The organism is Myxococcus sp. AM011 (assembly GCF_013372595.1).
Classification (GTDB): Bacteria; Myxococcota; Myxococcia; order Myxococcales; family Myxococcaceae; genus Myxococcus; species Myxococcus eversor.
Map to the genome: position 1 here is coordinate 1 of NZ_JABXEM010000024.1, position 23,680 is coordinate 23,680.

Genomic DNA, 23,680 nt, shown 5'->3' on the forward strand with positions numbered 1-23,680 from the left:
CACCCGCCCTCCTCCGAAACCCGGGCCGAAGAACGGGGCGGTGTCCTGTCCCGCCGCGAGCAGGACTCCAGCGTCGAGTGCCTTGGCCTTCTTCCCCTTGGGACGCGCCGCTGGCTTCTGCTTTCGCAGCCACGCCACGAAACCCTCGTCGGAGAATGCGCCCTGCAGGCCGCTGAAGCACTCCGGGCCGTCGTCCTCCACGTCGAGGAAGCCCTGCTCGGGCGACGCCTCCACCTGGGCGAGCAGCACCGGGTAGCCCTCCTTCCCGGGGCCCTGTCGCACGGCGCGCCAGGCCTCGAGTCCCCGACGGGCGCGGCCGTGGTCGGGCAGCGGGCGAAGTCCCTCCGCCTCCTCCAGCGCGGCCTCCACGGCGTCGAGTCGGGCGTCCGTGGGAGCGCCGAGGATGACCTCCTCCGCCCAGAGGCTCAGGGCCAGGGAGCGCGCCCGCTGGGCATCACTCAACTTTCCTCCGGGGCGGGTGCCTCGCGTCAGCTCGAGGATGCGGTCCCTGGCCTTCCAGTGCTCCGCCTTCAGCTCCCGCTCCCAGTGATGAGGGGCCGCGCGGCGCGAGGCATCCAGCGCCCAGCTCAGCGAATGCAGCGCCATCAGCCGCTCCGGCTCCGCCTCCAGCACCTGGCGCAGGAGGGGAATCGCGTCATCCAATCGAGGCGGTGACTCATCGAGCAGCGCGTCCACCTTCTTCATCAATCGGGTGACGTCCACTTTCTTCGGGGGCTGAGGGGCACGAGACATGTCGGGCCGAAGGTATCGCCCACACAGCGCCAGGTCTCCGCATTCTTCAGCCTGGGCCCTTGAGAATTCCGCCGGCTTCCGCGAATCCCCGGCTCCATTCCGAGACATAGACAGACATCCCTTGCGAGCCCTCCCGAACATGGAATTCCTGTTTTCTGGAAAGAAAGGCTAGCATCGAGCCATGCGCCCTTTCTTGTCCTTCGGTGTGACGCCGGTCTCCGGATGCCTGGCCGCCGTGCTGCTCCTGAGTCCGGTCTGGTGGTCCTGCTCGGACTCCGGACGCACCGCCGAATCGCTCGCGAATCCGCGGGTCTCCACGGAGTCGAGTGAGTGCGGGCCCCCGACCGTGGGACTGCGCTTGTGGCTCAGCGCCGGTCAGCTCACCCATGCGGAGGGAGCCCCGCTGGCGAGCTGGGCGGATATCTCCGGACAAGGCCTTCATGCCGTCCAGACGGCGGCGGGCCTGCGACCCGTGGTGCGTCACGGCGCGATTGGCGGGCGGGCCGCCATCGAGTTCGACGGCGTCGATGACCGGCTGGACCTGACCCACAATCTCTTCGCCGGCAACACGCCGCTCACGGTGCTCGCGGTGGTCCAGACGAATGACACGCAGGCCCACCTGGCGGGCACCGGCTCGTCCAGCGCGGGGTTCCTGACCACCTACGGCAAGGGCGTCACGCTGGTGGCGGGCCAGCCCACGGTGAAGGCCAATTCGAATGGAAGCGGCCTTCTGCTGAGCAGCCCCGGCTCCATCGCGGACGGGCAGCCACGGCTCCTCTCCACCGTCCTGCAAGGCGGGAGCACCACCCTCTTCGTCAATGGACAGGCCATGGGCGCGTCGAGCGCGGCACTCAACACCTACGCCTATGGCAAGGCCACGTTGGGCGCCAGCGACGGTGCCAGCAGCAACGCCTCGCGCGATGCCTTCGCGGGTCGACTGGCGGAGCTGCTCGTCTATGACAGAGTGCTGGGCGACGCGGAGCGCAACGCCTTGGAGCTGTGCCTGGGGAGCCAGTATCAGCTCACCATCACCCTGCCCCCGGGTTGTGACGGCGTGCCAGGCAGTCACGCCATCGTCGATGCGTGTGGCGTGTGCGGAGGTGACAACAGCACCTGCGCCGACGAAGCCGTCATCGCCAGCGGTCGCGCCCTGTGGCTGCGCGCGGATGACCTGGACGGGACGGAGGGCTCGGCCGTGGCGAGCTGGCGGGATGCCTCCGGACTGGGCAACCACGCCCTCCAGGGCGTCGCCGGTGCCCGCCCCGTGGTGAGGCGGAACCAGCTCTCCGGCCACGCGGTGCTCCAGTTCGACGGGGTCAATGACCGACTCGACCTGACCACGAATGTCTTCGCGCCCGGTCAGTTTCCCCTCACCGTCTTCGCGGTGCTCCGGACCACCGACGCGAACGCCCATCTGGTGGGGACGGGCTCCTCATCCGCGGGCTTCCTCACCACCTACGGTGGAGGCCTTGCCCTGGCGGCCGGGAAGCCCACGCTCAAGGCCAACTCGAACAGCGCGGGCCTGCTCCTGCAAGGCCCCGTCATCCACGATGGACAGCCTCGAGTGCTCTCCGCCGTGGCACACGGAGGTCCCAGCAGCCTGTTCGTCAACGGGCAGGTCGCGGGGCTGTCGTATACGGCGCTCGGAGCGTACGCCTATGGAAAGTCCACGCTCGGCGCGAGCGATGGCGGCAACAGCTCCGTGTCCCAGGACCCCTTCGCCGGTGAGCTGGCCGAGGTCATCGTCTACCAGCGCGCGCTCAGCGAGTTCGAGCGGCTCCACATCGAGCAATACCTCGGCGCGAAGTATGGCGTGGGCCTCACCCTTCCTCCAGGCTGTGATGGCGTGCCAGGCAGCGGCGCCGTCATCGATGCATGCGGCGTGTGCGGAGGTGACAACAGCACCTGCGCCGACGAGGCCGTCATCGCCAGCGGACGCGCGCTGTGGCTGCGCGCGGATGACCTGCAGGGGGCGAATGGCGCGGCGGTGGGCCTGTGGCCGGACACCTCCGGCCAGACGAACCATGCCACCCAGGCGGCCTCGACACTCCAGCCCGTGCTGCGACGCTCCGCCCTCGCGGGCCACTCGGCCGTCGAGTTCGACGGCGCCAATGACCGGCTCGACCTGACCGCCAATACCTTCGCCACTGGCGACTTCCCCGTCACCGTCTTCGCCGTGCTCCAGACGAACGACACCGAGGGCCACGTGCTGGGCACCGGCTCCTCCTCCGCGGGCTTCCTCACCACCTACGGCGGCGCCCTGGCCTTCGTCGGAGGGAAGCCCACGGTGAAGGCCAACTCGAACGGCAGCGGCCTGTACCTGTCCTCCCCTACGACGGCTCACGACGGAGCGCTCCGCGTGCTGAGCGCGGTGGCTCAATCCAGCAACAGCCGGCTGTTCGTCAACTGCGCCGCGAAGGGCTCCTCCACCGCCACGACGAACGCCTACGCCTACGGGAGGTCCACGCTGGGCGCGAGCGACGGCGCCCAGAGCGACCAGTCCAGAGATCCGTTCGCGGGGCTCATCTCGGAGGTCATCGTCTACCACCGCGCGCTTGCGCCCTCGGAGCGGGAGGCCATCGAGGACTACCTCGCGGCCAAGTACGGGTTGACCTCGTGCGTCCGCGTCCCCGTGGACCCGGCGACCTCGCTGGCCGAGTCCGCGGTGATGTTCTTCAAGCTGGACGAGACGGGCACCGAGGACCGCGTCGACGCGGCGAGCGGCATGGATGTGGGCCCCTTCCCCGAGGACGCGGTCGGAATCACGCGCGTGCCCGCCATCCAGGGCATGGGACAGCAGATCAACGGCCCCAACGGCTACCACTTCTGGCGACCCAACGTCTCCACCATGAGCCACGGCCGAGGCAGCTTCACGTGGGCGGGCTGGATGCGGATGTCTTCGTTCTACGACAACCAGACCCTCGTCGGTAAATGGAACAACGAGGCCGGCGGACGCGAGTACCGCGTCTGGTACAACGCCGCGCTTCAGCACTTCGAGTTCCAGGTGTCGAGCACCGGAGACGCGGACCCTGGAGAGCTGGGCGGCGTCATCCACCCCGCGCCCGTGAGCCTGGACACGTTCTACTTCCTGGAGGCCTGGCACGACGCGCTCGCGGGAAGCATCCACCTGCGCGTGGGGACGACGGCGGACCGTGGGACGGTCGTGTCCGCCCCCTGGTCCACGGGCGTCCAGGTGACATCCGGCGATCTGAACCTGGGCGCCCACAACACCTGCGAGGACGCCCACCTGCACGGCACGCTGGATGCCGTCGGCTACTGGAAGCGCGTGCTGACCGAGGCCGAGAGCCAGCGCCTGTGGAACGGTGGCGCGGGCTTCGAGCCCTGAGCTACGCGCGTGGCTCGATGACCGTCGCGGGGGCGGAGGGCTTCTCCGTCTCCTCGGGCACGGTATCGGTGACAGGCTCCGCGCAGAGCGTGGAGCCGTTCACCGGGCAGCGCCCACCGTCTTCCAGATCAAACTGCCAGCGGTGGCGAGGGCAGACGAGGTAGCGCCCCTCCTCCACCCAGCCTTCCGCCAGGTCCGCGCCCTGGTGCGGACAGAAGCGCTGCACGGAGAAGCGCTTCTGTCCCACCGTCACCACGGTCCGCTCGCGCTGGGACTCCGTGGAGCGCACGCCCTCGCAGAAGGCGCGCATGTCTTCAATCTCCACGCCCAGGAAGCCGTGGAGGATGGGCTCGTAGACGTCCGGAGACCGGCTCAGCCGCAACCGGAAGGACAGCAGGAAGTCCTCCCACGTCAGCTTCCGGTCCAACACCCGAACGATGTCAGCCGCGGACACCTTCATCGCGTAGCGCGTCGTCTCGCGGACCTCCGTGACTTCGTCCACGCGCCGGCCCTTGAAGTCCACCCGCAGCAACCGTTCTGGAAGCTCCGTCAGCTCCACGTACAGCGGCATGCCCACGCGCTCGTGCAGGTCCAAAAGGTCCAGCTTGCGTTGCAGCTCCACGCGCAGCCGCGCATGAATCTCATCCGCCTCCGCGCGCAGCATGTTGCGGCGCCGCTCCCGGAACAGCGGCGCCATGTCCGCCGCGTACGTCCGGAGGTACGCCTCCATGCCCTCCGCCGTCACCCGCTCCGCCTCGAGCGAGACGAAGTCCAGCGAGCCCACGTCCAGCACGTCTCCCGGCATCGGCTCCAGGTACTTCGACGCGGCCCCCGGCAGGCGCTGCTCCAGGAAGCGGAACAGCGTGGTCGCGTTGGGGAAGATGTTCACCTTCTCGAAGTTGAGGTGGAACAGGGACGGGTCCAGGAAACACGCGGGCCCCGCTGACGCGAGGTATGCCCGCGGCTTCACCACCTCCAGCGCCCGCGCCACCGCCTCGAACTTGCTCTCCCGCTTCTTCAGGGAGATGGCCGCGTAGGTCTCCGGCGAGTACTCGTAACAGGTGGGGTGCCAGATGGCGCCGGAGAACTGGGCCGTGAAGATGTCGATGGGCCCCTCTTCCTCGGTGATGCGCGCCAGGCGGTCATGCAGCTTGCAGTCGTTGAGGTTGATGAAGCACTGGCCGTCTCCTCGCACCATGATGGCCGAGTCCCGGTTGGTGCCCTGCTCCGACACGAAGAGCTTGAGGTAGCCGCCCTTGAAGGGGACCTCGCGTCCGTCCTCGCAGGCGATGACGCGCTTGCAGCCGTACTTCGCGAAGATGTCCTGCAGCTCCGAGCGCAGGAAGCGCGGAATCACCACCGTGAAGTCGCGCCGCTGGAGCGTGGCCAGGAACTCCGGGTCGAAGTGGTCCTTGTGCTCGTGGCTGACGTAGAGGAAGCGCTCCCGGCCCGGCGTCTCCATCAGCTCCCGCACGCGCGGGGCCACGTGGTGGTTGCGCGGAAGCTGCATCCACGCCGAGTCGAAGGCTCCCCGCTCGGTGAGCCACGGGTCCATGACGACGACGGTCCGCTCGGTCTCCACCGCGAAACCCGCATGGCCCAGGAAGGTGATTCGCATCAACGCCGCCCTTCGCCCGAAGCAGGCCAGCGACGCGCCGCGCCCACATGCTCGGATGTGCCTCCCGCTCCCGCAGGGGTGCGAAGAAGGCTGCGCGCTCCCGGACACTCCGGCCACCTGCCTCGGAGTCCCCCTCCTCGTTCGCGTGGCGACACGAGCCCGCGCCCGGCGCACAAAAAGGGCGCGGAAGGCCTCTGCCCTCCGCGCCCCGGCACACACGGTCCGCGACTCAGCCCCGACTACGGCTGGATTTCACGAACGGTCAGCCACTTGAAGTCCACGTCCTCCGCGTTGTCCCAGCGGAACGTGGCGATGGGGCCGCCCCACGTAATCGGCATGGCACCGACAGTTCCGCCGCAGTGCTGCGCGTCACCGCCCCAGTCCCCCGCGTCGACCATGTCGTGGACCTTCTTCCACGTCACCTTGTCCGCGTTCTCGTTGACGTACAGCTCCAGCTTCACGGCTTCCTTGCCGCTCACGGGGGTGTTGCGCATCACCGCCTTGAAGCCCACCCAGCGGCCCTTCAACGGGGACGTGGCCGGCTTGTACGGCGCCTGCTCGTAGGACACGTGCCACGTCTCCTTCTGCCAGCGCGCGCGGCCGTCGTAGTGCAAGCCACCCTTGTAGCTGCTGCCCTCGCAGCCGGAGCTGCTGTCGTTGTGCTTGCCGCCGCGCGCGTACCAGTCGAAGTTGTCGGAGCCGTCCGACGCGGAGTTGAGCTTCACGAAGCCCGTCATCTCCACGTTGCGCCAGTCATTGGCCGCCTGCATGTAGCCCCGGCTCGCCAGCACATCCCTGTCATAGGTGGGAATCTTCGCCGCCGAGTACCCCGTCGACGTGCTGACGCCCATGCGCACCTGGCCGCTCTTCATCTTCCAGGAGCCATCCGCGTTGCGGGTGACGGTGCCCTGCGGATCGAACCGCGAGTCCGACGTCGGGTTGTCCGCCAGCGCCCAGGCCTCGCCCCCTGACTCGGAGGGATAGAGCATCGTCACGCCAAACTTGTCGACGCCCGGCTGCTCGGGAGTGGGCGTGGGGTCCGGCGTGGGCGTGGGCGTCGGGTCTGGCGTCGGCACCGGCGTGGGGTCAGGCGTGGGAGTCGGCACCGGCGTGGGCGTCGGGTCTGGCGTTGGCACCGGCGTGGGGACCTGGGGCTGCTCGGAAGGCGGCTCGGTGCCACCGGGAGACGTCGTGCCAGAGGAGTCCGCGCCACAGCCCGTGGCGGTCAGGGCCAACAGCGCCCCGCAAATCGAGGAGAGAAGACGGTTCCGGGTCAAAAAGGCGGTCCTTCTTCGAGGGGCCACTCGAGTGACAGGAGCCGCGGACGCCGATCGCCCTGCGAGCCCTCGCCGCGCCCACCGCCCCGGAGGCCAGGAATGCCTCCGAGCGCCGACGCCTGGTTGGTCTCAGTGGCCCGGTGACTGTCGAATTCCAACCGGACGGGCCGAAACCCACCACGTCCCGCAACCCTTCCCCAGCCAGTGTCGCCCGCACCAGCCCTCCTCGGGCCGGCCCCTCCCGGGACAGGCCTCCATCCGCTCCCGAAGCTTCACTTCGGTTTTCTGGATGGAGAGCAGCCGTAATCCCTATTTGTCGAAGAGAGCGGGCGCTCTTATCTGAAATCCACCTATGGAACCCTTACAAACCGTCGGCAGTCCCGCCCTGTGGGGCGGCTTCATTGCCTTCGTCATCGCCATGCTCGCCCTCGACCTGGGCGTCTTCCACCGGAAGGCCCACGCGGTCGGATTCAAGGAGGCGCTGGGCTGGAGCTCGGTGTGGATCAGCCTGGCGCTCGTGTTCAACGCGGGGCTGTGGTGGAAGTTCGGCGGAGGTCCAGCGGTGGAGTTCCTCACCGGCTACCTCATCGAGAAGTCGCTCTCCGTCGACAACATCTTCGTCTTCGTCGTCATCTTCTCCGCGCTGCGCATCCCCGCGCTGTACCAGCACCGGGTGCTCTTCTGGGGCATCCTCAGCGCGCTGGTGCTGCGGGCCATCATGATCTTCGCCGGCGTGGCCATGCTGGAGCGCTTCCACTGGCTCATCTACGTCTTCGGCGCGTTCCTCATCCTCACGGGCCTGAAGCTCTTCTTCCAGCGCAACAAGGAGGACCATCCGGAGGACGGGTGGATGATGAGGATGGCCCGAAAGAGCATCCCCTCGACGACGCGCTTCGACGGGCACCACTTCTTCACCATGGAGAACGGCCGCAAGCTGGCCACGCCGCTGCTCATGGCGCTCATCCTGGTGGAGGCGTCGGACATCCTCTTCGCGCTCGACTCCATCCCCGCAATCTTCGCCGTCACGCGGGATCCATTCATCGTCTTCACGTCCAACATCTTCGCCATCCTCGGCCTGCGGTCGCTGTTCTTCCTCCTGGCCGGCGCGGTGGAGAAGTTCAGCTACCTGAAGGTGGGCCTGGCGGGCGTGCTCATCTTCGTGGGCACGAAGATGGCCATCATCGACTTCGTGAAGATCCACCCCGCGGTGTCCCTGGGCGTCATCGCCGGCCTGCTGGGGGCCAGCATCGTCGCGTCGCTCATCAAGTCGCGACACACGCCGCCGCACGCGCCCGTGGCGCCCGGCGCCGAGCCGCTCGCCAAGCCGTCGGAGAGCTGAAGCCCGCCTCGCGGCGCGCCTGGGAGTCGACTCCAGGCGCGCCGAACCGACGCTCCAGAGAGACCTCCGGCACTGCCTGAGCCGAAAAGCGAAGAGGCCGTGAACCCTTGGGTTTCCCCTTGGATTCACGGCCTCTTCTGTTGGGCGCAGCAGGGCTTGAACCTGCGACCCCTGCCGTGTGAAGGCAGTGCTCTACCACTGAGCTATGCGCCCGCGCTTCGTGTGCGACCGAGACGCGACGAGGGGGTAAATGCCATCTGCCCCCGTGGGTGTCAACGCAATTTCAACTACAAGCCATCCAGCTTTTCTTCCAGTTCACGCAGTCGACGCTTGAGGCCGGAGAGCTGCTTGCCCACGGCCTTGAACTCGCTGCGCGGCGCGAAGTGGAACGCCTTCATCAGGCCCTCCTGGCCCTTGTCCAGCGCCTGCTTCCCGCGCTGAGCCTTGCCAATGGCGTTGGCGATGGCCATGGCCCGCTTCTCGTCGGCCATCAGCTTCTCCACCGCCTTGCTGGAGAGCTCCAACGCCTGCTTCTTCAAGTCGTCGCGGATACCCATGATTGTCCCCCCGGCCTTACGGCTCGTCGACGAACTGCGTCTGCAGCTTCGCGAAGACGCGGTCCGCGATGCCCTTGTACTTCATGCGCTCGATGAGCGGCTGCAGGTCGCCCTTCATGGAGATGCGGCGCTTGAGCACCGCCTCCACCGGATCCAACGTGCCCAGGAGCAGCTGCTTCCAGACGGTGTACGGCGCACGCGCCAGGTACACCGGCTCCAGCTCGTCCAGGTCATCCGGGTCCGCGAGCACGCGCGCCTTCTCGATGCGGCAGTCACCGGGGACGACGTGGATGACGAACGACTTCGCCAGCTTTCCGGGCTCGGCGTCGATGATGGCCCCGAAGTCGCCCTTCCAGCCTCGGCCGGCCACGGCGCACTCGGGATCTTCGTTCGTGAGCCGGACCGCTTCGTCCAGCCACTCCTTCGACGGGAACTTCGCCATGACCAACTACCCTCTCCGGAAGATGCTCTTGATGCTGGAGAAGAGGCCCCGGTCATCGCTGGTGCCGCTGGAGCTGGCCACCGGCTGATTCTCGCGCTTGATGACGACCTCCTGGAGCGCCTTCTTGAGCTGCTCCGGGGTGTCTCGCGTGGCCAGGTCCACCTTCCGCGGCACGCCGCTGGCCTCTTCGACCTCCACCTGGAGCAGACACTCCTCGGTGAGGCGGAAGTCGATCTTCCGCCCGGCGGCGGCGGAAGGAACACGCACGGTGCCCAGGTACTCGTTGTCCACCATCAGGTCGCTGTCACCCTGGAAGATGTCCAGCTCGATGAACTGCGCGCTCGGCTCCTTGGGCGGAGGCAGGCGGAAGCTCTTCACCATGGGGATGAGCGAGTTCTTCTCGATGATGCGCTTCACGCGGCCGTTGGGCAGCGCGTAGCCGATGGGCATGGACAGCGCGTCCAGCAGCGTCACCGCGTCGATGCTGCCCAGCGAGTCGCCCAAGAGCGCCGCGCCCAGGGCCACGCACTCGTCGGGGTGCACGCCCTTGCGGGGCGGCTTGCCGAAGTGCGCCTGGATCTTCTGCTGCACCAGCGGCATCCGGCTCTGTCCGCCGACGAGGATGATCTCGTCGATCTCCGAGCGGGCGATGCCCTTCTCCGCCAGGACGCGATCACAGATTTCGAACGTCCGGTCCACCAGGTCGCCGGTGAGGCTGTTGAGGAACTCGCGCGTCAGGGGGATGCGCAGGTCCAACGGCTTGCCCTTGCGCTCGTCGATGAAGGGCAGGTCGATGACGACGTTGGGGATGAGCGTCAGGTCGATCTTCGCCGCCTCGGCGGCGTTCTTGATGCGCTGGAGCGCGATGGTGTTCTCGGCGAGGTCGATCTTCGCCTCCTCGCGGAACCGCTCCAGCACGTACTCCATGATGCGGTTGTCGAAGTCCGCGCCACCCAGGAAGGAGTCGCCGCCCGTGGCGAGCACCTCGAAGACGTTGCCGGACAGGTGCAGCACGGACACGTCGAAGGTGCCGCCGCCCAGGTCATAGACGAGGATCTTCTGGTCCAGGCCCCGGTTGAAGCCGTAGGCCAGCGCCGCCGCCGTCGGCTCGTTGACGATGCGCTTGACGTCGAAGCCGGCCAGCCGGCCCGCCTCCTTCACCGCCTGGCGCTGGTTGTCGTTGTAGTAGGCCGGGACGGAGATGACGGCCGCGTCGATGGGGCCGCCCAGGAACTGCTCGGCGATGGTCTTCAGCTGGGACAGCACGAAGCTGGAGACCTGGGGCAGCGAGTAGAGCTTGCCACCCATCATCACCGCGGCGTCGCCACCGGGGCCCTCGACGATGTCGTACGGGAAGGCACCGCGGAGGTCTTCCACGGATTTGGAATGGTACTTCCGTCCGATGAGCCGCTTGGTCCCCCACAGCGTATTGCGGGGGTTGGTGACCATCTGGTCCTTGGCCACGCCTCCCACCAGCAGGTCGCCCTTGGACGACAGGGCGACGACGGAGGGGAGGATGAGATTGCCGCGATCCGTGGGGACAATCTTCGGGATGCGGTTGCGCACGGACGCCACCAGCGTGTTGGTGGTGCCCAGGTCAATCCCGACGATGCGAGGTCTGTCCGCCATGAAGTTCACAGGCGCGGGTCACAAGACGCACGCCCTCGTCCCACTCTGTATCACGTCGCGACTTCGCGCGCGCGTTTCTGGGCGTCCGACTCAGTCCCCTGATTCGGACCCCGTCGGCCCCGGGCCAGGCGACCCCAGGGGGAGTCCGCCCAGGACCCCCTCGGCGGACGCCAGGACCAGCCGATCATAGGGAGACCCCTCCCCGGCTGGCAGCTCTTCCAGGAACCGGGACGGCCTCAAGAGGATGCGGTCTCCCTCCCGGGGCAGCACGGACAGGGGGTACACCAGCGCCAGGGAGTCCCGCGCCCGGGTGGTGGCGACATAGAAGAGGCGCCGCTCCTCCTCTTCCTCCTCCACCGAGCGAGCGGCCTGGGACATGGGGAAGCGCCCGTCCACCAGCCAGAGGACGAAGACGGCGCGCCACTCCAGCCCCTTGGCCTGATGGACGGTGGTGAGTGTCAGGACGTCCCCGGCGGCCTCGGCCCCCAGGGCCTCCTTCGCGGCGAACTCCGCGACCAGGGCCAGCTCCGACAGGAAGCGGGGCAGGTCCTCGAACCGGCGCGCGTACTCGGCGAGCTGGCGCAGGTCGTCCTCCCGGCCCTCCTCGAGGGAGGACTCCGCCGCGAGCACCTCCGCGTACCCGCCCTCCAGCACGTCCTCGATGAGGCGACCCGGGTCGGCGGCGGCCTCGGGACGTCCGAGCAGACCCATCAACTTCGCGAAGCGCTCGAAGCCCGGCTTCGACTTGCGCGACAGGTGGGTGCGGACCTCGTCGCGCTCCAGGCCCTCCGCCAGGGACAACCCCTCCGGCAGCGCCCGCAGGGACGTCCACAGGTGCTCCGCCGTCATCGGCCCCACCCCGGGCACCGCGCGCACCACCCGCTTGAAGGCGAGCTCGTCGCCGGGGTTGTTCACCAGTCGCAGGTGCGCCAGCACATCCTTGACATGGGGCTGCTCGAAGAAGCGCACCCCGGAGCGCACGCGGAACGGCAGGCCCCGGCGCGTCAGCTCCAGTTGCAGCTCCAGCGAGTGGTTGTGCGCGCGATAGAGGACGGCCATCGACTCCAGCGGCAGGCCTCCGTCGCGCAGTTCCTGGATGCGGCTCGCCACCCAGTGGGCCTGGTCGGCGGCGTCGAGCGCGGGGACGACGATGGGGCGCGCACCGGGGGGACGCTCCGCGACGAGCGCCTTGGGGAACTGCCGCTCGTTCCGGGCGATGGCCGCGTTGGCGAGCTGGAGGACCTCCGGGGTGGAGCGGTAGTTGCGCGTGAGCGTGAAGACAGCGCAGCCGGGATGGCGTTCGGGGAAGCCGATGATGTTGGAGAAGTCCGCGCCCCGGAAGCTGTAGATGGACTGGCAGTCGTCCCCCACCACCGTCAAGTCACGGCGCTCTCCGGCGAGCAGATCGACAATCTCTCCCTGGAGCTTGTTGGTGTCCTGGTACTCGTCCACGAGGACGGTGTGGAAGCGTTCGGTGAGCTGCTCACGCACCGCGGAGTGCTCGGTGAGCAGCCGCTTCAGGTTGAGCAGCAGGTCATCGAAGTCCATCAGGTGCAGCTGCGCCTTGCGCTGCCGGTAGCGCGCCGCCGTCGCGAGAATCTCCGGAGCCAGGGGCAGGAACTGGGGCCTCCGGTCGAAGAGCACCTCGGAGACGGCCTGCTGGAGGTTGGTGGCCAGCGACACCAGCTCCAACACCAGCTCCGGCCGGGGGAAGCGCTTGTCGCTCTTGAGCTTGCGCTCGGCCAGGCAGGTGACCATCAAGTCCCGGGCGTCCTCCCGGTCCAACACCGTGAAGCGGTCCGAGTAGCCCAGCACTCCCGCATGCTGGCGCAGGAGCAGGTGCGCCGCGTGGTGGAAGGTCCCACCGAGGATGCGCCGCACGTCCGCGAAGGAGCCCGCCAGGTCCGCCACGCGCCGGGTCATCTCCCGCGCGGCCTTGTTGGTGAAGGTCAGCAGCAGGAGGTTTTCCGGCGCGACGCCCCGCTCCAGCAGGCGGGCCACCCGGAAGGTGAGCGTGCGCGTCTTGCCGGAGCCCGCCCCGGCGATGACCAGCACGGGCCCGGCCTCCGCCTCCACCGCCCGGAGCTGCTCCTCGTTGAGCAGGCCGGCGTAGTCGATGCGCGACGAGGCGCTCGTCGGAGCGACTGTCCGAGGGATGGGGAGGGAGGCCATGGGGCGGCGAACTCTAACCGCCCCGCCCTCCAGGGACGAACGGATCAGTCGCTTCAGGGCACGGGCTTGAGCGCCGTCAGCCGCGCGGAGGCGGCCTCGCGGACCTGGGGCGAGGGGTCTCTCTCCCGCGCCAGCTCCAGGAGCAGCCGCCCCAGCTGCGGCAGCTTCGTGCCCACGGACGCCAGCGCGGCGGTGCGATCCTTCACCCCACCCTCCAGTCGCTCGGCGACGCCCCGGTCCGAGCAGGTGCGGATGCCCGGGCTCTGCTCGCGCAGCATCAGCTCCGCGTCCGCCAGCCGCGCCTCGGTCAGCCGCCGCGCCTCCTCGGCCCGGCGCTCGAACTCAGCCAGGTCCTCGGGGAACTCGCTGGACGCCGCGCGGGCCCGGGCGATGACTCCGGCGGCGAAGCGCGCGTTGACGGCCGCCGCGCAGAGCTGCCGCGCGGACGCCAGGGGCACGCGGCCCTCGGCCGTCACCGTCTCCTCGCGCGCCACGCCCAGCGCCCATACCGCGAGCTGCCGCGCGGCCACCGCCGCGGAGAAGGGCTGCTTGCGCGCCTCGCGGATGTCCGCCCAGCGCCTCAGGACGACGGGGTCCGGCACGCCGGAGTCGAAGGCGCGCTGGTACTCGGTGGACGCCTGACCGAGCTGACCGGAGAGGTCCAGCAGCACCGCCACCGTGAGGTACATCTCCGCGCTGCTGGCCCGCTCACGCAGGGCATCCAGGCGCGAGGCCACCTCGTACTCGGCCACCGGACGCGGCAGAGAGGAGAGCACCGTGCGCAGCGACTCCAGCGCGTTCTGGCGGATGAGCGGATTGCGCGCGGAGCGCAGCGCGTCCAGCAACGGGTCCAACGCGCGCACCGACACGTGCTGGCCCATCTCCTCCGCGGCCTGCCACCGGTCCAACGCATCCGGCGCCACCATCGCGCGCTTCAGGTCCTCCAAGTCCCGCAGGTAGTGCCCCACGTACGACGCCTGCACCAGCGGCTCCGGCTGGGCCAGCGCCGCCCGCTCCGTCCGGGCGCGAGCCAGCCGCGCCGGGAAGCCGGTGAGCTTGGGCCCCAGGGGATGCGCCTTCACCCGCGCCTCCGCCTCGTCCACGAGCCCCGAGACGAGCAGCCCTTCGACCTCCAGCTCCAGCAGGAGGGTGCGCGCCTCCTCGCGGTGCGCGCCGGCCGCGAAGTCCTTGAGGTACGCGAACAGCTTCGCCGCGCCGCCGGCCTTGGCCTGCTCGAAGGCCTGTCCGTCCAGCCGCGACTCCACTTCCAGGCGGCGCGGATCATCCGGCTTCTCGCGCAGGTACTCGGCCAGGCGCCGAGGGTCCTGCGTCGTCGCCAGCTCCTGCGTCTCCACCTCCGCCATCAGCCGCCGCGCCTCGTCGCGCTGCAGGCCGTCCGGGTGCTCCTGGAGGAACTGGCGCCACGCGGCCACCGTGGCGGCCTCCTTCGCGGCGTTGAAGCGCAGGCCCTCCAGCAGCGTCTTCGCGGTGCGCGTATGCGGCGCGTCCGGATACACCTCCAGGAAGCGCTTGTAGGCGAGCACCGTGTGCAGCTTCTTCGCGTCCTCGAACTCCAGCTCCTCCAGCCGTGACTCGGCGGCGTCCGCGTCCGGGTGGGTCGGGTTGTCACGCAGGAAGGCGCGGTAGCCCTCCACGGTGTCAGTCCTTGCGGCGCGGTCATACGGCGACGGCAGACAGCCAGCAGCGGCCAGCAGGAGGACGGCGAGGGCTCGGCGAAGGGCGACCATTCTCCTCGCAGCAATACCGCACCCCGGCCCCCCCGGAAACCCGAGCCGCCACGGACGGTTGCCTGGGTAGGTTTTTTGACGACACAAACCACCGGGGCGACCATGGGTGCCTCAGGACGCTACAGGGAGGTCGCGCATGCGGTGGCTCACGCTGATGGGAATGCTCGCGATGGCGGCGACGGGCTGCGCCACCCCGTCGAACCGGCTGGAGCCGTGGCTGGACTCCTACGCCGTGCGCTACCGCTCCGCGTCCCCGCCCGCGTTTCCCCGGGAGTCGCTCTCCAGCCCCGTGGCGCCCAAGGCCCAGACAGCCGAGCGCAAGGCCACCCCCGCGAAGCGCACGCCCCCGCGCGCCACCGCCGCGCGTCCGTCGAAGGACAAGCCGGGCAAGCCCGCCACCACGCAGGCGAGCACCCACGCCAGGCCCGTCTCCGCGGATGCGCGCGCGAAGGTGCTCGCCGCGGCCCGCTCGCTGGTGGGCAAGCCGCAGGTGACGCTCGACGGGCGCAAGTACCCGGCGGACTGCACGGGACTCATCGAGGGCGTCCATGCCCAGGCGGGGCTGTCCTTCCGGGGGACGCTCAAGCCCGGCGACAACGGCGTCACCGCCCTCTACCGCTACGCCCGCGCGAATGGCCGCGTGTACACGGAGGGGCGCCCGGTGCCTGGAGACCTGGTCTTCTTCAACGAGACGTATGACCAGAACCGCGACGGCCGCCGCAACGACGGCCTCACGCACGTGGGCATCGTCGACTCGGTGGACGCCCAGGGCACCGTCACCGTCATCCACCGCGTGCGCCGGGGCGTCGTGCGCTACCGGATGAACCTGGCCCGCCCCCACCTGCCGAGAGATCCGAAGACGGGGGAGGTGCTCAATGACTTGCTTCGCCACGCCGGCCCGAACAAGGACCCGGTCCTCACCGGTCAGCTCTTCGCCTCGTTCGGCAGCGTGCTGCCCCCGAGCCCGGCGGCGAAGAAGGCCGCGCCCGTCCCCGTCGCTTCTCTTCGGTAGACGGCAGGCGGTGGAAAGAAGAAGCGCCCGGCCCCCAGAGGGACCGAGCGCCGGGACGCACGACGTGCGCGTGACTCAGGACGCGCGAGCGGTGCGGTCCCACGCGGCGCGCTGCGAGTTGCGCAGGAAGCGCCAGAAGCCCACGACGATGGCCAGGTTCATGGTGGTGAAGTAGTAGGCCACGGAGGCGACCCGCTTCACCGCGCCACGCTTCAGCACCCCCACCTTCCCCAGGTACGCCAGGGCGTAGAACAGCCCCTGCCCCAGGAGGGTGAAGCGGTAGAACACGCTGTCGAGCAGGAACAGGTTGGCAATCAAAGCCAGTCCCATCAGCGCGGGCGCGCACCAGCGCAAGAGCTTGTGGGACCAGAACGCGAACGCGGGGAAGCCCGCGGTGGGCAGCAGCAGGCCCGGCACCATGCGGAGGCTCTGGAAGTTGCCCGCGGCGATTCGCGCGCGGCGGCCGAACTCCTTGCCGTAGTCCTCCGTCGTCTCCTCGTGGGCGACGGCCTCTTCCTCGTACGAGACCTTGTAGCCCTTCTCCAGGATGCGCAGCGGGATGACGAAGTCGTCGACGATGGTGGACGCGGGCAGCTCCGTGAACAGCGTGCGACGGATGGCGTACAGGCCACCGTTGGCCCCCACCACCGCGCCCCGGCGCCCCTCGTACATCTTGATGAGGGACTCGTAGCTCCAGTACGCGCTCTCCTCGTAGTCCTGTTTCGTCGGATTGTAGAGCCGCAGCTTGCCGCAGACGGCGCCGACCTCCGGATCCTCGAAGTGGCGCACCAGCTTCTGGATGGCCTCCGGCTCAATCATCGTGTTCGCGTCCGAGAGGACCACGATGTCGCCCTTCGCCGTCGGGATGCAGCGGTTGAGCACCGTCGTCTTGCCCGCGCGCGGCGCCGGCGACAACCGCACCCGCTCATCATGGCACTGGAGCACCCGCTCGTTGGTTCCATCCGTGGAGCCGTCCGAGCCAATCACCACCTCGAAGCGGTCCGCCGGATAGTCGAGCGCGAGGCTGTTCTCCAGCTTCTGCTCGATGCAGGTCACCTCGTTGTACGCGGCCACGACGAGGCTCACCGAGGGAGGCGGCCCTCGAGCGGCCACAAGGCTCCGACGAGGCTCCCCTCCCCGCATCGACCGGACGTTGCGCGCCACCTGCGCGGCGCCATCCAGCACGAACAGGCTCAATGGGTAGAGAAAGTACGTGTGCGCCAGCAGCAGCGCGGAACACCAGAAGAAGACCTCCGCCATCGACCATGCCTCCCAAGACCCAGTCCCCGACTCCGCCCGGGTGACAGCAAGAGGCATGCCCCGCGCACCGCCGCGCGTTCCGCCCGTGGAAACCCGGCGGGATGAGGATCAACGCCACGGTGGGACTGGACTTTCTCCAGCCTCACGGTGGACACGACGGACGTCGTTTCAGGGCTGGAAGCCGCCCTTGTCGAGCTGCTCGAGCAGCTTGCGCGCCAGCTCATGGTTCGGGTTGAGGGCCCGCACTTCGTCCAGCAGTGAACGCGCCATCTTCGGGTCCTTCATGCGCAGGGCCAGGCGAGCCCCGAGGACGTGGGCGCGCAGGAGCGTGCCGTCCGCCTGGCGCAGCCTCTCCAGCTCGTTCGCGGACTGCGCCACGGAGTCCGGAGGAGAACCGGAGCTGAGCACGTACTCGGCCCGTGCCACCGTGCTCCAGATTTTCGGAGCGCTCTCCACGTTGCGCAGGCGCTCCGCCAGGGCCAGGGCGTCCGGCGCCGCCGTCACGCCCGCGTGCAGGGCCAGGGCCTTCACCCGGGCGGCCAGGGCTGGAGCGGGCTCCACCTCCGGCGCGGCTTTCAGCGCGGCGGCGAGGACGTCCAGCTCCTTGCGGAGCTTGTCGACCTCCGTCCTCAGCGGGGCGCTGACACGAGCGAGGCCGTCGCTCTCCTCCTGGAGCACGTTGACCCGACTGGGCCAGTCCACCGGCAGCTGGTTCTTCTGGTAGGCGGAGATCTCCCGCTGGACGTGTTCGTTCCGCATGCGCAGGCGATCCGCCTCCGCCTGGAGTTCACCCAGGCGCAGGGACAGCGCGCCGACGAGCTCGGCCTGCGCCTCGGTGTACTTGGGATGCGTCGCCGTCAGGGCCCTGAGGCTCGCGATGGCCTGGTCCCTTGAGACCGCATCATCCTTGCGGAGCGACGCCACCGCGCGGTCCTTGTCGGCCACCGCCGCCGCGGGCATGTTCGCGTCGCGGTCCCTCCATGCCGGATAGGCGAGCACGCCCGCCAGGAGCACTCCCGCCCCCACCAGCAGGCCGATCCACAGACGGGAGGCGCTGCTCGAGGGCTCCAACCCGGGAGACTCGGGGCGGTCTCGGCCCGCCGCGAGCAGCTCGGGAGGAAGGGAGACGCTGGGCCGTCGCGGCGACGGCGAGGCGGAGGAACCCGAGGGCCCTTGCGCTCCGAAGGCACCGATTCCGGGAAGCTCCTCTGGGGGCAACCGCACGCCTCCGTCGGAATCCTGGGGAGCCCCATACAGCGACGTCTTGCGAGCCACCGGTGACGCGTCGGAGTCGACGGCCCCGAAGCTCTGGGTGCCGCCCGCCGAGCCCGCTCCGTAGACACGGGTCTGGGTCTCGCCGGGGAACGCGGACGCGTCACCCGTGGGGGCGGACTGCTCGGCCACCGCGCCGAAGGTCAGCGTCCGGCCCAGGGGCGCGAGGCCTTCGGTGGCACCGACAGGCTGCTTCAGGCTCCCCGTCACCGGAGCAATCGTGGGCGGCACGGAGCTGCCCTGGCTCGTGTTTCCGAAGACCTGGAAGGACTGCGTCGTGTTCGGCACCACGCCCTGTGAGCCCGAATCGGACCGCACGGGAGGCACCGCGCCGAACGTCTGCGTCGTGTTCGGCACCGCGCCTTGTGGGCCGGAATCCGTCCGCACGCGAGGCACCGCGCCGAAGGTCTGCGTCGTGTTCGGCACCGCGCCTTGCGAGCCCGAACCGGACCGCACCGGAGGCACCGCGCCAAATGTCTGCGTCGTGTTCGGCACCGCGCCCTGCGAGCCCGCACTGGAGCGCACCGGAGGCACCGCGCCGAACGTCTGCGTCGTGTTCGGCACCGCGCCCTGCGGCCCTGAACCCGAGGCGACCGGCGGCACCGCGCCGAACGTCTGCGTCGTATTCGGCACCACACCGTGCCGCCCTGAACCCGAGGCGACCGGAGGCACCGCGCCAAACGTCTGCGTTGTATTCGGCACCGCGCCGTGCGGCCCTGAATCCGAGGCGACCGGAGGTACCGCGCCAAACGTCTGCGTCGTATTCGGCACCGCGCCCTGAGCGCTCGCCCCCTGGCCCACCGGAGGCACCGCTCCGAACGTCTGCGTCGTATCGGGAACAGCGGTGTACGTACTCGAACCCTGGCGCACCGGCGGCACCGCGCCGAACGTCTGCGTCGTATTCGGCACCCCGCCCCGCGGACCCTCGCCCGTGCGAGCCCCGCCCTCAACGGGCGGCACCGCTCCACTGGACGCACCGGCACCGAAGATCTGCGTGCGCAGCATGCTCGAGGCCGCGGGTGTCGGGGCGGAGGGCCACGAGCCGCTCGGCGTGCGTGGCCCACCGGGTTCCGCGAGTGAAGGACGCGGAGCCTCCGCCTGCGGCGACGCCATGAACACATGGCCACAGCGCGTGCACTGGACCGAAGCCCCTCCTGGCGGCAGCAGGCGGGGGTCGAGGACATACTGCATCGAGCACTGAGGGCAGGCGATCTGCACGCCGCGTGCTTACCACACGGGCCCGGCATCCGGAGCCGGCCCCAACACCGTGGCCGCCTGGAGGGTCTTCAACCGGGCAGCACCCACCCCAGGCACCTCGTCCACGGCGTCCCAGTTCGCGAAGCCGCCCGCCGCCTCGCGGGCCTCCACCAGCCCCCGTGCCAGGGACTTGCCCACTCCCGGCAACAGCGCCAGCTCCTCCTCCGTCGCGGCGTTCAAGTCCAGCCGCCGCCCCAGCGCCAACGCCGTGGCCCCCGTGGGCACCTCGCCCTCACCACACGTGGCCACACCGTCGGAGCGGAGCCGCACGGCCTCCGGAGGACAATCCAGCGCTGGCTCGGAATCCGGCCAACGCCAGCGAGCCATCGCCCCCAACCCGATGACACACAGGGCGACGACGGCGAGCGCCGCGGTGCGCCCCGCAGCCACCCGCTCAGACCTTCTCGCCCTTGAGCGCGGCCGTCTCGGACACGGTCGCCACGCCCTCGGGGGGCAGCGGCTGATCCAGCCCGAACGCCGTGTGCAGCGCCCGCACCGCCAGCTCCGTGTACTTGGCGTGGACCACGCAGGACACCTTGATCTCCGAGGTGGAGATGATCTGGATGTTGATGCCCTCGGACGACAACGCCGTGAACATCCGCGCCGCCACGCCCGAGTGGTTGCGCATGCCCACGCCGACGATGGACACCTTGGCGATGTTCTCGTCCGTCTCGATGCCGGCGGCGTGAATCTCCTTCACCGCCTCGCGCACGACCTCCTGCGCCTTGAGGAAGTCCGACTTGCCCACCGTGAAGGTCAGGTCCGTGCGCCCATCCCGCGACGGGTTCTGGACGATGAGGTCCACCACGATGTTCTTCTCGTCGAGCGGCCCGAAGATCTTCGCGGCGACACCCGGCACGTCCGGCACGCCACACACGGTGATCTTCGCCTCGTTCCGGTCATACGCCACGCCGCGGACCAGCACGTCCTCCATGGACTTGTCCTCCTCACACACGAGTGTGCCCGGGTCCTGGGAGAAGGACGACTTCACCCAGAGCGGCACCTTGTACTTCATGGCGAATTCGACCGAGCGGATCTGCAACACCTTCGCGCCCACGCTCGCCAGCTCCAGCATCTCCTCGTAGGAGATGCGGTCCAGCTTGCGCGCGGCGGGGACCATGTTCGGGTCCGTGGTGTAGACGCCGTCGACGTCCGTATAGATTTCACAGGCATCCGCCTGGAGCGCCGCCGCCACCGCCACCGCCGTGGTGTCCGAGCCGCCGCGTCCCAGCGTCGTGACGCTGCCCGCATCGTCCACGCCCTGGAAGCCCGCCACCACCACGATGTGGCCCTTGGACAGGGCCGCGCGGATGGGCTGCGCGTCGATGCTCTTGATTCGCGCCTTGGAGAAGGTGCTGTCGGTGACGATGCGCACCTGATGCCCCAGGAAGCTCGTCGCTTTACCGCCCTGCGCATGGATGGCCATGGCGACGAGGCCGATGGTGACCTGCTCGCCGGTGGCCACCACCACGTCCTGCTCCCGCTCGTCTGGCCGGTCGGTGATCTGCGCCACGAGCTTGAGCAACCGGTTGGTCTCTCCCGACATCGCGGAGACGACCACCACCACGTCATGCCCCGCACCCTGCGCGGCCAGACAGCGGCGAGCGACGTTCTTCATCCGCTCGGTGTCACCCACGGAGGTACCGCCATACTTCTGGACGATCAGCGCCACGGAGTCCGTGACCTCCCTCTTCAGTCGGCGGAGCTATACGAGCACGGCTCCCGGGTGTAAAGCCCCGCTGCGGAAGACTCCTGAATCCGCCACCCCTTGTTGGAGCCCCAATGTCGCGCCCCCGCATCCTCATCGACGGAGACACCCTGACGCTGGAGCAGATTCTCCAGGTCGCTCGGAACGAGGTCACCGTGGAGCTGGCCCCCGAGGCCGCCACCCGAGTCCGAGCCGCCCGCGCGCTCGTGGACCGGGTCGCCGCCGGAGACACGCCCTCCTACGGCATCAACACCGGCTTCGGCACCCTCGCCGAGGTCCGCATCGACAAGAAGGACCTGCGCGACCTCCAGCGCAACCTCATCCTCTCCCACGCCTGCGGCGTCGGCACGCCCCTGCCCCTCCCCGAGGCCCGCGCGCTGCTGCTGCTGCGCTGCAACGTGCTGGCGAAGGGATACTCCGGCATCCGCTCGGAGACACTGACGCTGGCACTGGAGATGCTCAACCGGGGCGTCATCCCCGTCGTCCCCGAGCGCGGCAGCGTGGGCGCCTCCGGTGACCTGGCCCCGCTGGCGCACCTGGCGCTCGTCTTCATCGGCGAGGGCGAGGCCTTCCACCAGGGGCAGCGGCTGCCCGCGCGCAAGGCGCTGGAGATGGCCGGCCTCCAGCCCGTCGTCCTGGAGGCCAAGGAGGGCCTGGCGCTGGTGAACGGCACCCAGGCCATGTGCGCGGTGGGCACCCTCCTGCAGCTTCGCGCCGAGTCCCTCGCGGAGCTGGCCGACGTCGCGGGCGCGATGACGCTGGAAGGTCTGCTCGGCAGCCACAAGCCGTTCATCCCGGAGATTCACGACGTGCGGGCCCATCCGGGCCAGAAGGCCTGTGCGGCGCACCTGCGGCGCATCCTGGTCAACAGCGAGCTGGTGGAGACGCACGTCAACTGCAGCAAGGTGCAGGACCCCTACTCGCTGCGCTGCATGCCCCAGGTGCACGGCTCGGCGCGCGAGGGCCTGTCCTTCGCCCGGCGCATCCTCGAGGTGGAGGTCAACAGCGCCACGGACAACCCGCTCGTCTTCACGGAGACCGAGCGCATCGTCTCCGGCGGCAACTTCCACGGCCAGCCCATCTCGTTGGCGATGGACGTGGTGGCGATGGCGCTCACGCAGCTGTCCTCCATCAGCGAGCGGCGCGTGGAGCAGTTGGTGAACCCGTCGCTGTCGGGTCTGCCCGCGTTCCTGGCGAAGAACTCCGGGCTCAACTCGGGCTTCATGATTGCCCAGGTGACGAGCGCGGCGCTGGTGGCCGAGTCGCGCGTGCTCAGCCACCCCGCGTCGGTGGACTCGATTCCGTCCTCGGCGGGCCGCGAGGACCACGTGTCCATGGGCATGACGGCGGCGCTCAAGGGTCGGCAGGTGAGTGACTTCACCCGCTCGTGTCTGGCCATCGAGTTGCTGGTCGCCGCGCAGGCCCTTGACTTCCGCCTGCCTGGGAAGCCCGGCAAGGGCGCGCTGGCGGCCTACGAGCTCATCCGCACGAAGGTGCCGCACATGGACAGGGACCGGGAGCTGCATAAGGACATCGAGGCGGTCAGCCAGTTGGTCGACTCTGGCGAGCTGCTCGCGGCCGTGCGCTCCGCCACCGCCTGAGCACAATGCCTGACTGAAGTGCGACGGCCCGCTCCCGGGAGTACTCCGGGGCGGGCCGTCTTCATTCAACGTGACGCGGAGCGCGTGCTACCGACAGGTCCCGAAGTAGGACTGGCGGAACGCCGTAGTCCGACCCCAGGTCGCCCAGTTGAGACAGTCACAGTCCCGCGTGCCCACGATCGTGGTGTACGTCGCGTCGCTGTAATACGTGTGCTCGTAGTACACCCCATCGCAGTTGGGGATGGAGTCCTCTCGCGAGGTGAGATCTTGTGCCTCGGTGTCCTCCACCACGGGGCCACCGCAGCCAGCCAGCATCAACCCCACCGCGAGCAACGCACCGCTGATGAATCTTCCAGCCTGCATTCATGCCTCCAGGGACTGCCTATGGGTTGTACGACTCTTCCAGACGACGTCTGCCCATTCAGGCCTCGGGAGTCTGCGGCGGGACACACAGATCCGTAACGATGGAGTACTGGGTCGACTGGCCCCATCTCGTCCAACGCCCGCAACCGCAGCCGCTGTATCCCACGATCTGCGTGTACTGAGCGTTGGAGTAGGAGATGAACCCCTCGGTGGTGTCTGAACAGTTGGGAACCAGGGCCTCACGCGAGGTCAGGTCCTGTGCCCCAGTGTCTTCCACCGTGGGACCACCGCAACCAACCAACATCAACCCCACTGCAAGCAACGCA

The 23,680-nt window shown here is 69.1% G+C and carries 16 protein-coding genes, 1 tRNA gene and 2 pseudogenes; 4 read left to right on the plus strand and 15 right to left on the minus strand.

What is annotated here, in order from left to right:
- Nucleotides 1-753 (minus strand): annotated as a pseudogene (locus HUW62_RS07250) (hypothetical protein); the annotation flags it as partial.
- A gap of 181 nt (nt 754-934) precedes the next feature.
- On the opposite strand from HUW62_RS07250, the gene HUW62_RS07255 reads away from it, so the two are divergent.
- The gene (locus HUW62_RS07255; protein WP_176433984.1) at nt 935-4,099 is read left to right on the plus strand and encodes a LamG-like jellyroll fold domain-containing protein; all 3,165 of its coding nucleotides are present in this window, start codon (nt 935-937) and stop codon (nt 4,097-4,099) included.
- Between the two features lies 1 nt (nt 4,100).
- Here HUW62_RS07255 and HUW62_RS07260 read toward each other — a convergent pair whose 3' ends face one another.
- Together HUW62_RS07260 and HUW62_RS07265 are read right to left on the minus strand one after the other, a co-directional pair.
- On the minus strand, nt 4,101-5,717 hold the full coding sequence (locus HUW62_RS07260) for a Rieske 2Fe-2S domain-containing protein (RefSeq protein WP_176433985.1): 1,617 nt from the start codon (nt 5,715-5,717) through the stop codon (nt 4,101-4,103).
- A 239-nt stretch (nt 5,718-5,956) separates the two neighbouring features.
- A complete protein-coding gene (locus HUW62_RS07265; RefSeq protein WP_176433986.1) occupies nt 5,957-6,994 on the minus strand; it encodes a carbohydrate-binding protein in 1,038 nt (345 codons plus the stop codon).
- A 352-nt stretch (nt 6,995-7,346) separates the two neighbouring features.
- Here HUW62_RS07265 and HUW62_RS07270 point away from each other — a divergent pair, with 352 nt between their 5' ends.
- Nucleotides 7,347-8,333, plus strand: a complete 987-nt coding sequence (locus tag HUW62_RS07270) for a TerC family protein (RefSeq protein WP_176433987.1) — start codon at nt 7,347-7,349, stop codon at nt 8,331-8,333.
- Nucleotides 8,334-8,474: 141 nt separating this feature from the next.
- Here the strand turns inward: HUW62_RS07270 and HUW62_RS07275 are convergent.
- From HUW62_RS07275 to HUW62_RS07300, 6 genes are all read right to left on the minus strand, one after another.
- Nucleotides 8,475-8,546 (minus strand) — tRNA-Val (locus tag HUW62_RS07275).
- A gap of 74 nt (nt 8,547-8,620) precedes the next feature.
- Nucleotides 8,621-8,890 carry a hypothetical protein gene (locus HUW62_RS07280; RefSeq protein ID WP_163866903.1) on the minus strand — a complete coding sequence of 90 codons (270 nt, stop codon included), beginning with the start codon at nt 8,888-8,890 and terminating at the stop codon, nt 8,621-8,623.
- 16 nt (nt 8,891-8,906) lie between these two features.
- Nucleotides 8,907-9,332 carry a hypothetical protein gene (locus HUW62_RS07285; protein WP_163866902.1) on the minus strand — a complete coding sequence of 142 codons (426 nt, stop codon included), beginning with the start codon at nt 9,330-9,332 and terminating at the stop codon, nt 8,907-8,909.
- A 6-nt stretch (nt 9,333-9,338) separates the two neighbouring features.
- Nucleotides 9,339-10,961: an Hsp70 family protein gene (locus tag HUW62_RS07290; RefSeq protein ID WP_163866901.1), complete on the minus strand. Its 1,623-nt coding sequence runs from the start codon at nt 10,959-10,961 to the stop codon at nt 9,339-9,341.
- 90 nt (nt 10,962-11,051) lie between these two features.
- A complete protein-coding gene (locus HUW62_RS07295) occupies nt 11,052-13,133 on the minus strand; it encodes an ATP-dependent helicase (protein WP_176433988.1) in 2,082 nt (693 codons plus the stop codon).
- Between the two features lie 53 nt (nt 13,134-13,186).
- Complete coding sequence (locus tag HUW62_RS07300) at nt 13,187-14,881, minus strand: HEAT repeat domain-containing protein (protein ID WP_163866899.1); 1,695 nt, start codon at nt 14,879-14,881, stop codon at nt 13,187-13,189.
- Nucleotides 14,882-15,017: 136 nt separating this feature from the next.
- Here HUW62_RS07300 and HUW62_RS07305 point away from each other — a divergent pair, with 136 nt between their 5' ends.
- The gene (locus HUW62_RS07305) at nt 15,018-15,893 is read left to right on the plus strand and encodes a CHAP domain-containing protein (protein ID WP_163866898.1); all 876 of its coding nucleotides are present in this window, start codon (nt 15,018-15,020) and stop codon (nt 15,891-15,893) included.
- 75 nt (nt 15,894-15,968) lie between these two features.
- On the opposite strand, the gene HUW62_RS07310 is transcribed toward HUW62_RS07305, so the two are convergent.
- The 5 genes and pseudogenes from HUW62_RS07310 to HUW62_RS07325 form a co-directional block, all read right to left on the minus strand.
- A complete protein-coding gene (locus HUW62_RS07310; RefSeq protein ID WP_176433989.1) occupies nt 15,969-17,153 on the minus strand; it encodes a glycosyltransferase family 2 protein in 1,185 nt (394 codons plus the stop codon).
- A gap of 168 nt (nt 17,154-17,321) precedes the next feature.
- Complete coding sequence (locus HUW62_RS07315) at nt 17,322-19,430, minus strand: hypothetical protein (protein ID WP_255203293.1); 2,109 nt, start codon at nt 19,428-19,430, stop codon at nt 17,322-17,324.
- Between the two features lie 114 nt (nt 19,431-19,544).
- Nucleotides 19,545-19,643, minus strand: a pseudogene (locus HUW62_RS49900) (zinc-ribbon domain-containing protein); the annotation flags it as partial.
- Between the two features lie 9 nt (nt 19,644-19,652).
- Entirely contained in the window at nt 19,653-20,009 is a 357-nt protein-coding gene (locus HUW62_RS49615; RefSeq protein WP_163867073.1) for a helix-hairpin-helix domain-containing protein, read from the minus strand.
- 67 nt (nt 20,010-20,076) lie between these two features.
- Nucleotides 20,077-21,354 carry an aspartate kinase gene (locus HUW62_RS07325; RefSeq protein WP_163866895.1) on the minus strand — a complete coding sequence of 426 codons (1,278 nt, stop codon included), beginning with the start codon at nt 21,352-21,354 and terminating at the stop codon, nt 20,077-20,079.
- Between the two features lie 110 nt (nt 21,355-21,464).
- On the opposite strand from HUW62_RS07325, the gene hutH reads away from it, so the two are divergent.
- Nucleotides 21,465-22,991: a histidine ammonia-lyase gene (gene hutH / locus HUW62_RS07330; RefSeq protein WP_163866894.1), complete on the plus strand. Its 1,527-nt coding sequence runs from the start codon at nt 21,465-21,467 to the stop codon at nt 22,989-22,991.
- Nucleotides 22,992-23,078: 87 nt separating this feature from the next.
- Here hutH and HUW62_RS07335 read toward each other — a convergent pair whose 3' ends face one another.
- On the minus strand, nt 23,079-23,354 hold the full coding sequence (locus HUW62_RS07335; RefSeq protein ID WP_163866893.1) for a hypothetical protein: 276 nt from the start codon (nt 23,352-23,354) through the stop codon (nt 23,079-23,081).
- Nucleotides 23,355-23,680: the final 326 nt, after the last annotated feature.

What these genes read in the sequence shown, in the direction of transcription:
- HUW62_RS07255 (WP_176433984.1), top strand. Translation starts at nt 935, where the DNA reads ATGCGCCCTTTCTTGTCCTTCGGTGTGACGCCGGTCTCCGGATGCCTG.
- HUW62_RS07260 (WP_176433985.1), bottom strand. Translation starts at nt 5,717, where the DNA reads ATGCGAATCACCTTCCTGGGCCATGCGGGTTTCGCGGTGGAGACCGAG.
- HUW62_RS07270 (WP_176433987.1), top strand. Translation starts at nt 7,347, where the DNA reads ATGGAACCCTTACAAACCGTCGGCAGTCCCGCCCTGTGGGGCGGCTTC.
- HUW62_RS07280 (WP_163866903.1), bottom strand. Translation starts at nt 8,890, where the DNA reads ATGGGTATCCGCGACGACTTGAAGAAGCAGGCGTTGGAGCTCTCCAGC.
- HUW62_RS07285 (WP_163866902.1), bottom strand. Translation starts at nt 9,332, where the DNA reads ATGGCGAAGTTCCCGTCGAAGGAGTGGCTGGACGAAGCGGTCCGGCTC.
- HUW62_RS07290 (WP_163866901.1), bottom strand. Translation starts at nt 10,961, where the DNA reads ATGGCGGACAGACCTCGCATCGTCGGGATTGACCTGGGCACCACCAAC.
- HUW62_RS07295 (WP_176433988.1), bottom strand. Translation starts at nt 13,133, where the DNA reads ATGGCCTCCCTCCCCATCCCTCGGACAGTCGCTCCGACGAGCGCCTCG.
- HUW62_RS07300 (WP_163866899.1), bottom strand. Translation starts at nt 14,881, where the DNA reads ATGGTCGCCCTTCGCCGAGCCCTCGCCGTCCTCCTGCTGGCCGCTGCT.
- HUW62_RS07305 (WP_163866898.1), top strand. Translation starts at nt 15,018, where the DNA reads ATGCGGTGGCTCACGCTGATGGGAATGCTCGCGATGGCGGCGACGGGC.
- HUW62_RS07310 (WP_176433989.1), bottom strand. Translation starts at nt 17,153, where the DNA reads ATGGCGGAGGTCTTCTTCTGGTGTTCCGCGCTGCTGCTGGCGCACACG.
- HUW62_RS07315 (WP_255203293.1), bottom strand. Translation starts at nt 19,430, where the DNA reads ATGCTGCGCACGCAGATCTTCGGTGCCGGTGCGTCCAGTGGAGCGGTG.
- HUW62_RS49615 (WP_163867073.1), bottom strand. Translation starts at nt 20,009, where the DNA reads ATGGCTCGCTGGCGTTGGCCGGATTCCGAGCCAGCGCTGGATTGTCCT.
- hutH (WP_163866894.1), top strand. Translation starts at nt 21,465, where the DNA reads ATGTCGCGCCCCCGCATCCTCATCGACGGAGACACCCTGACGCTGGAG.
- HUW62_RS07335 (WP_163866893.1), bottom strand. Translation starts at nt 23,354, where the DNA reads ATGCAGGCTGGAAGATTCATCAGCGGTGCGTTGCTCGCGGTGGGGTTG.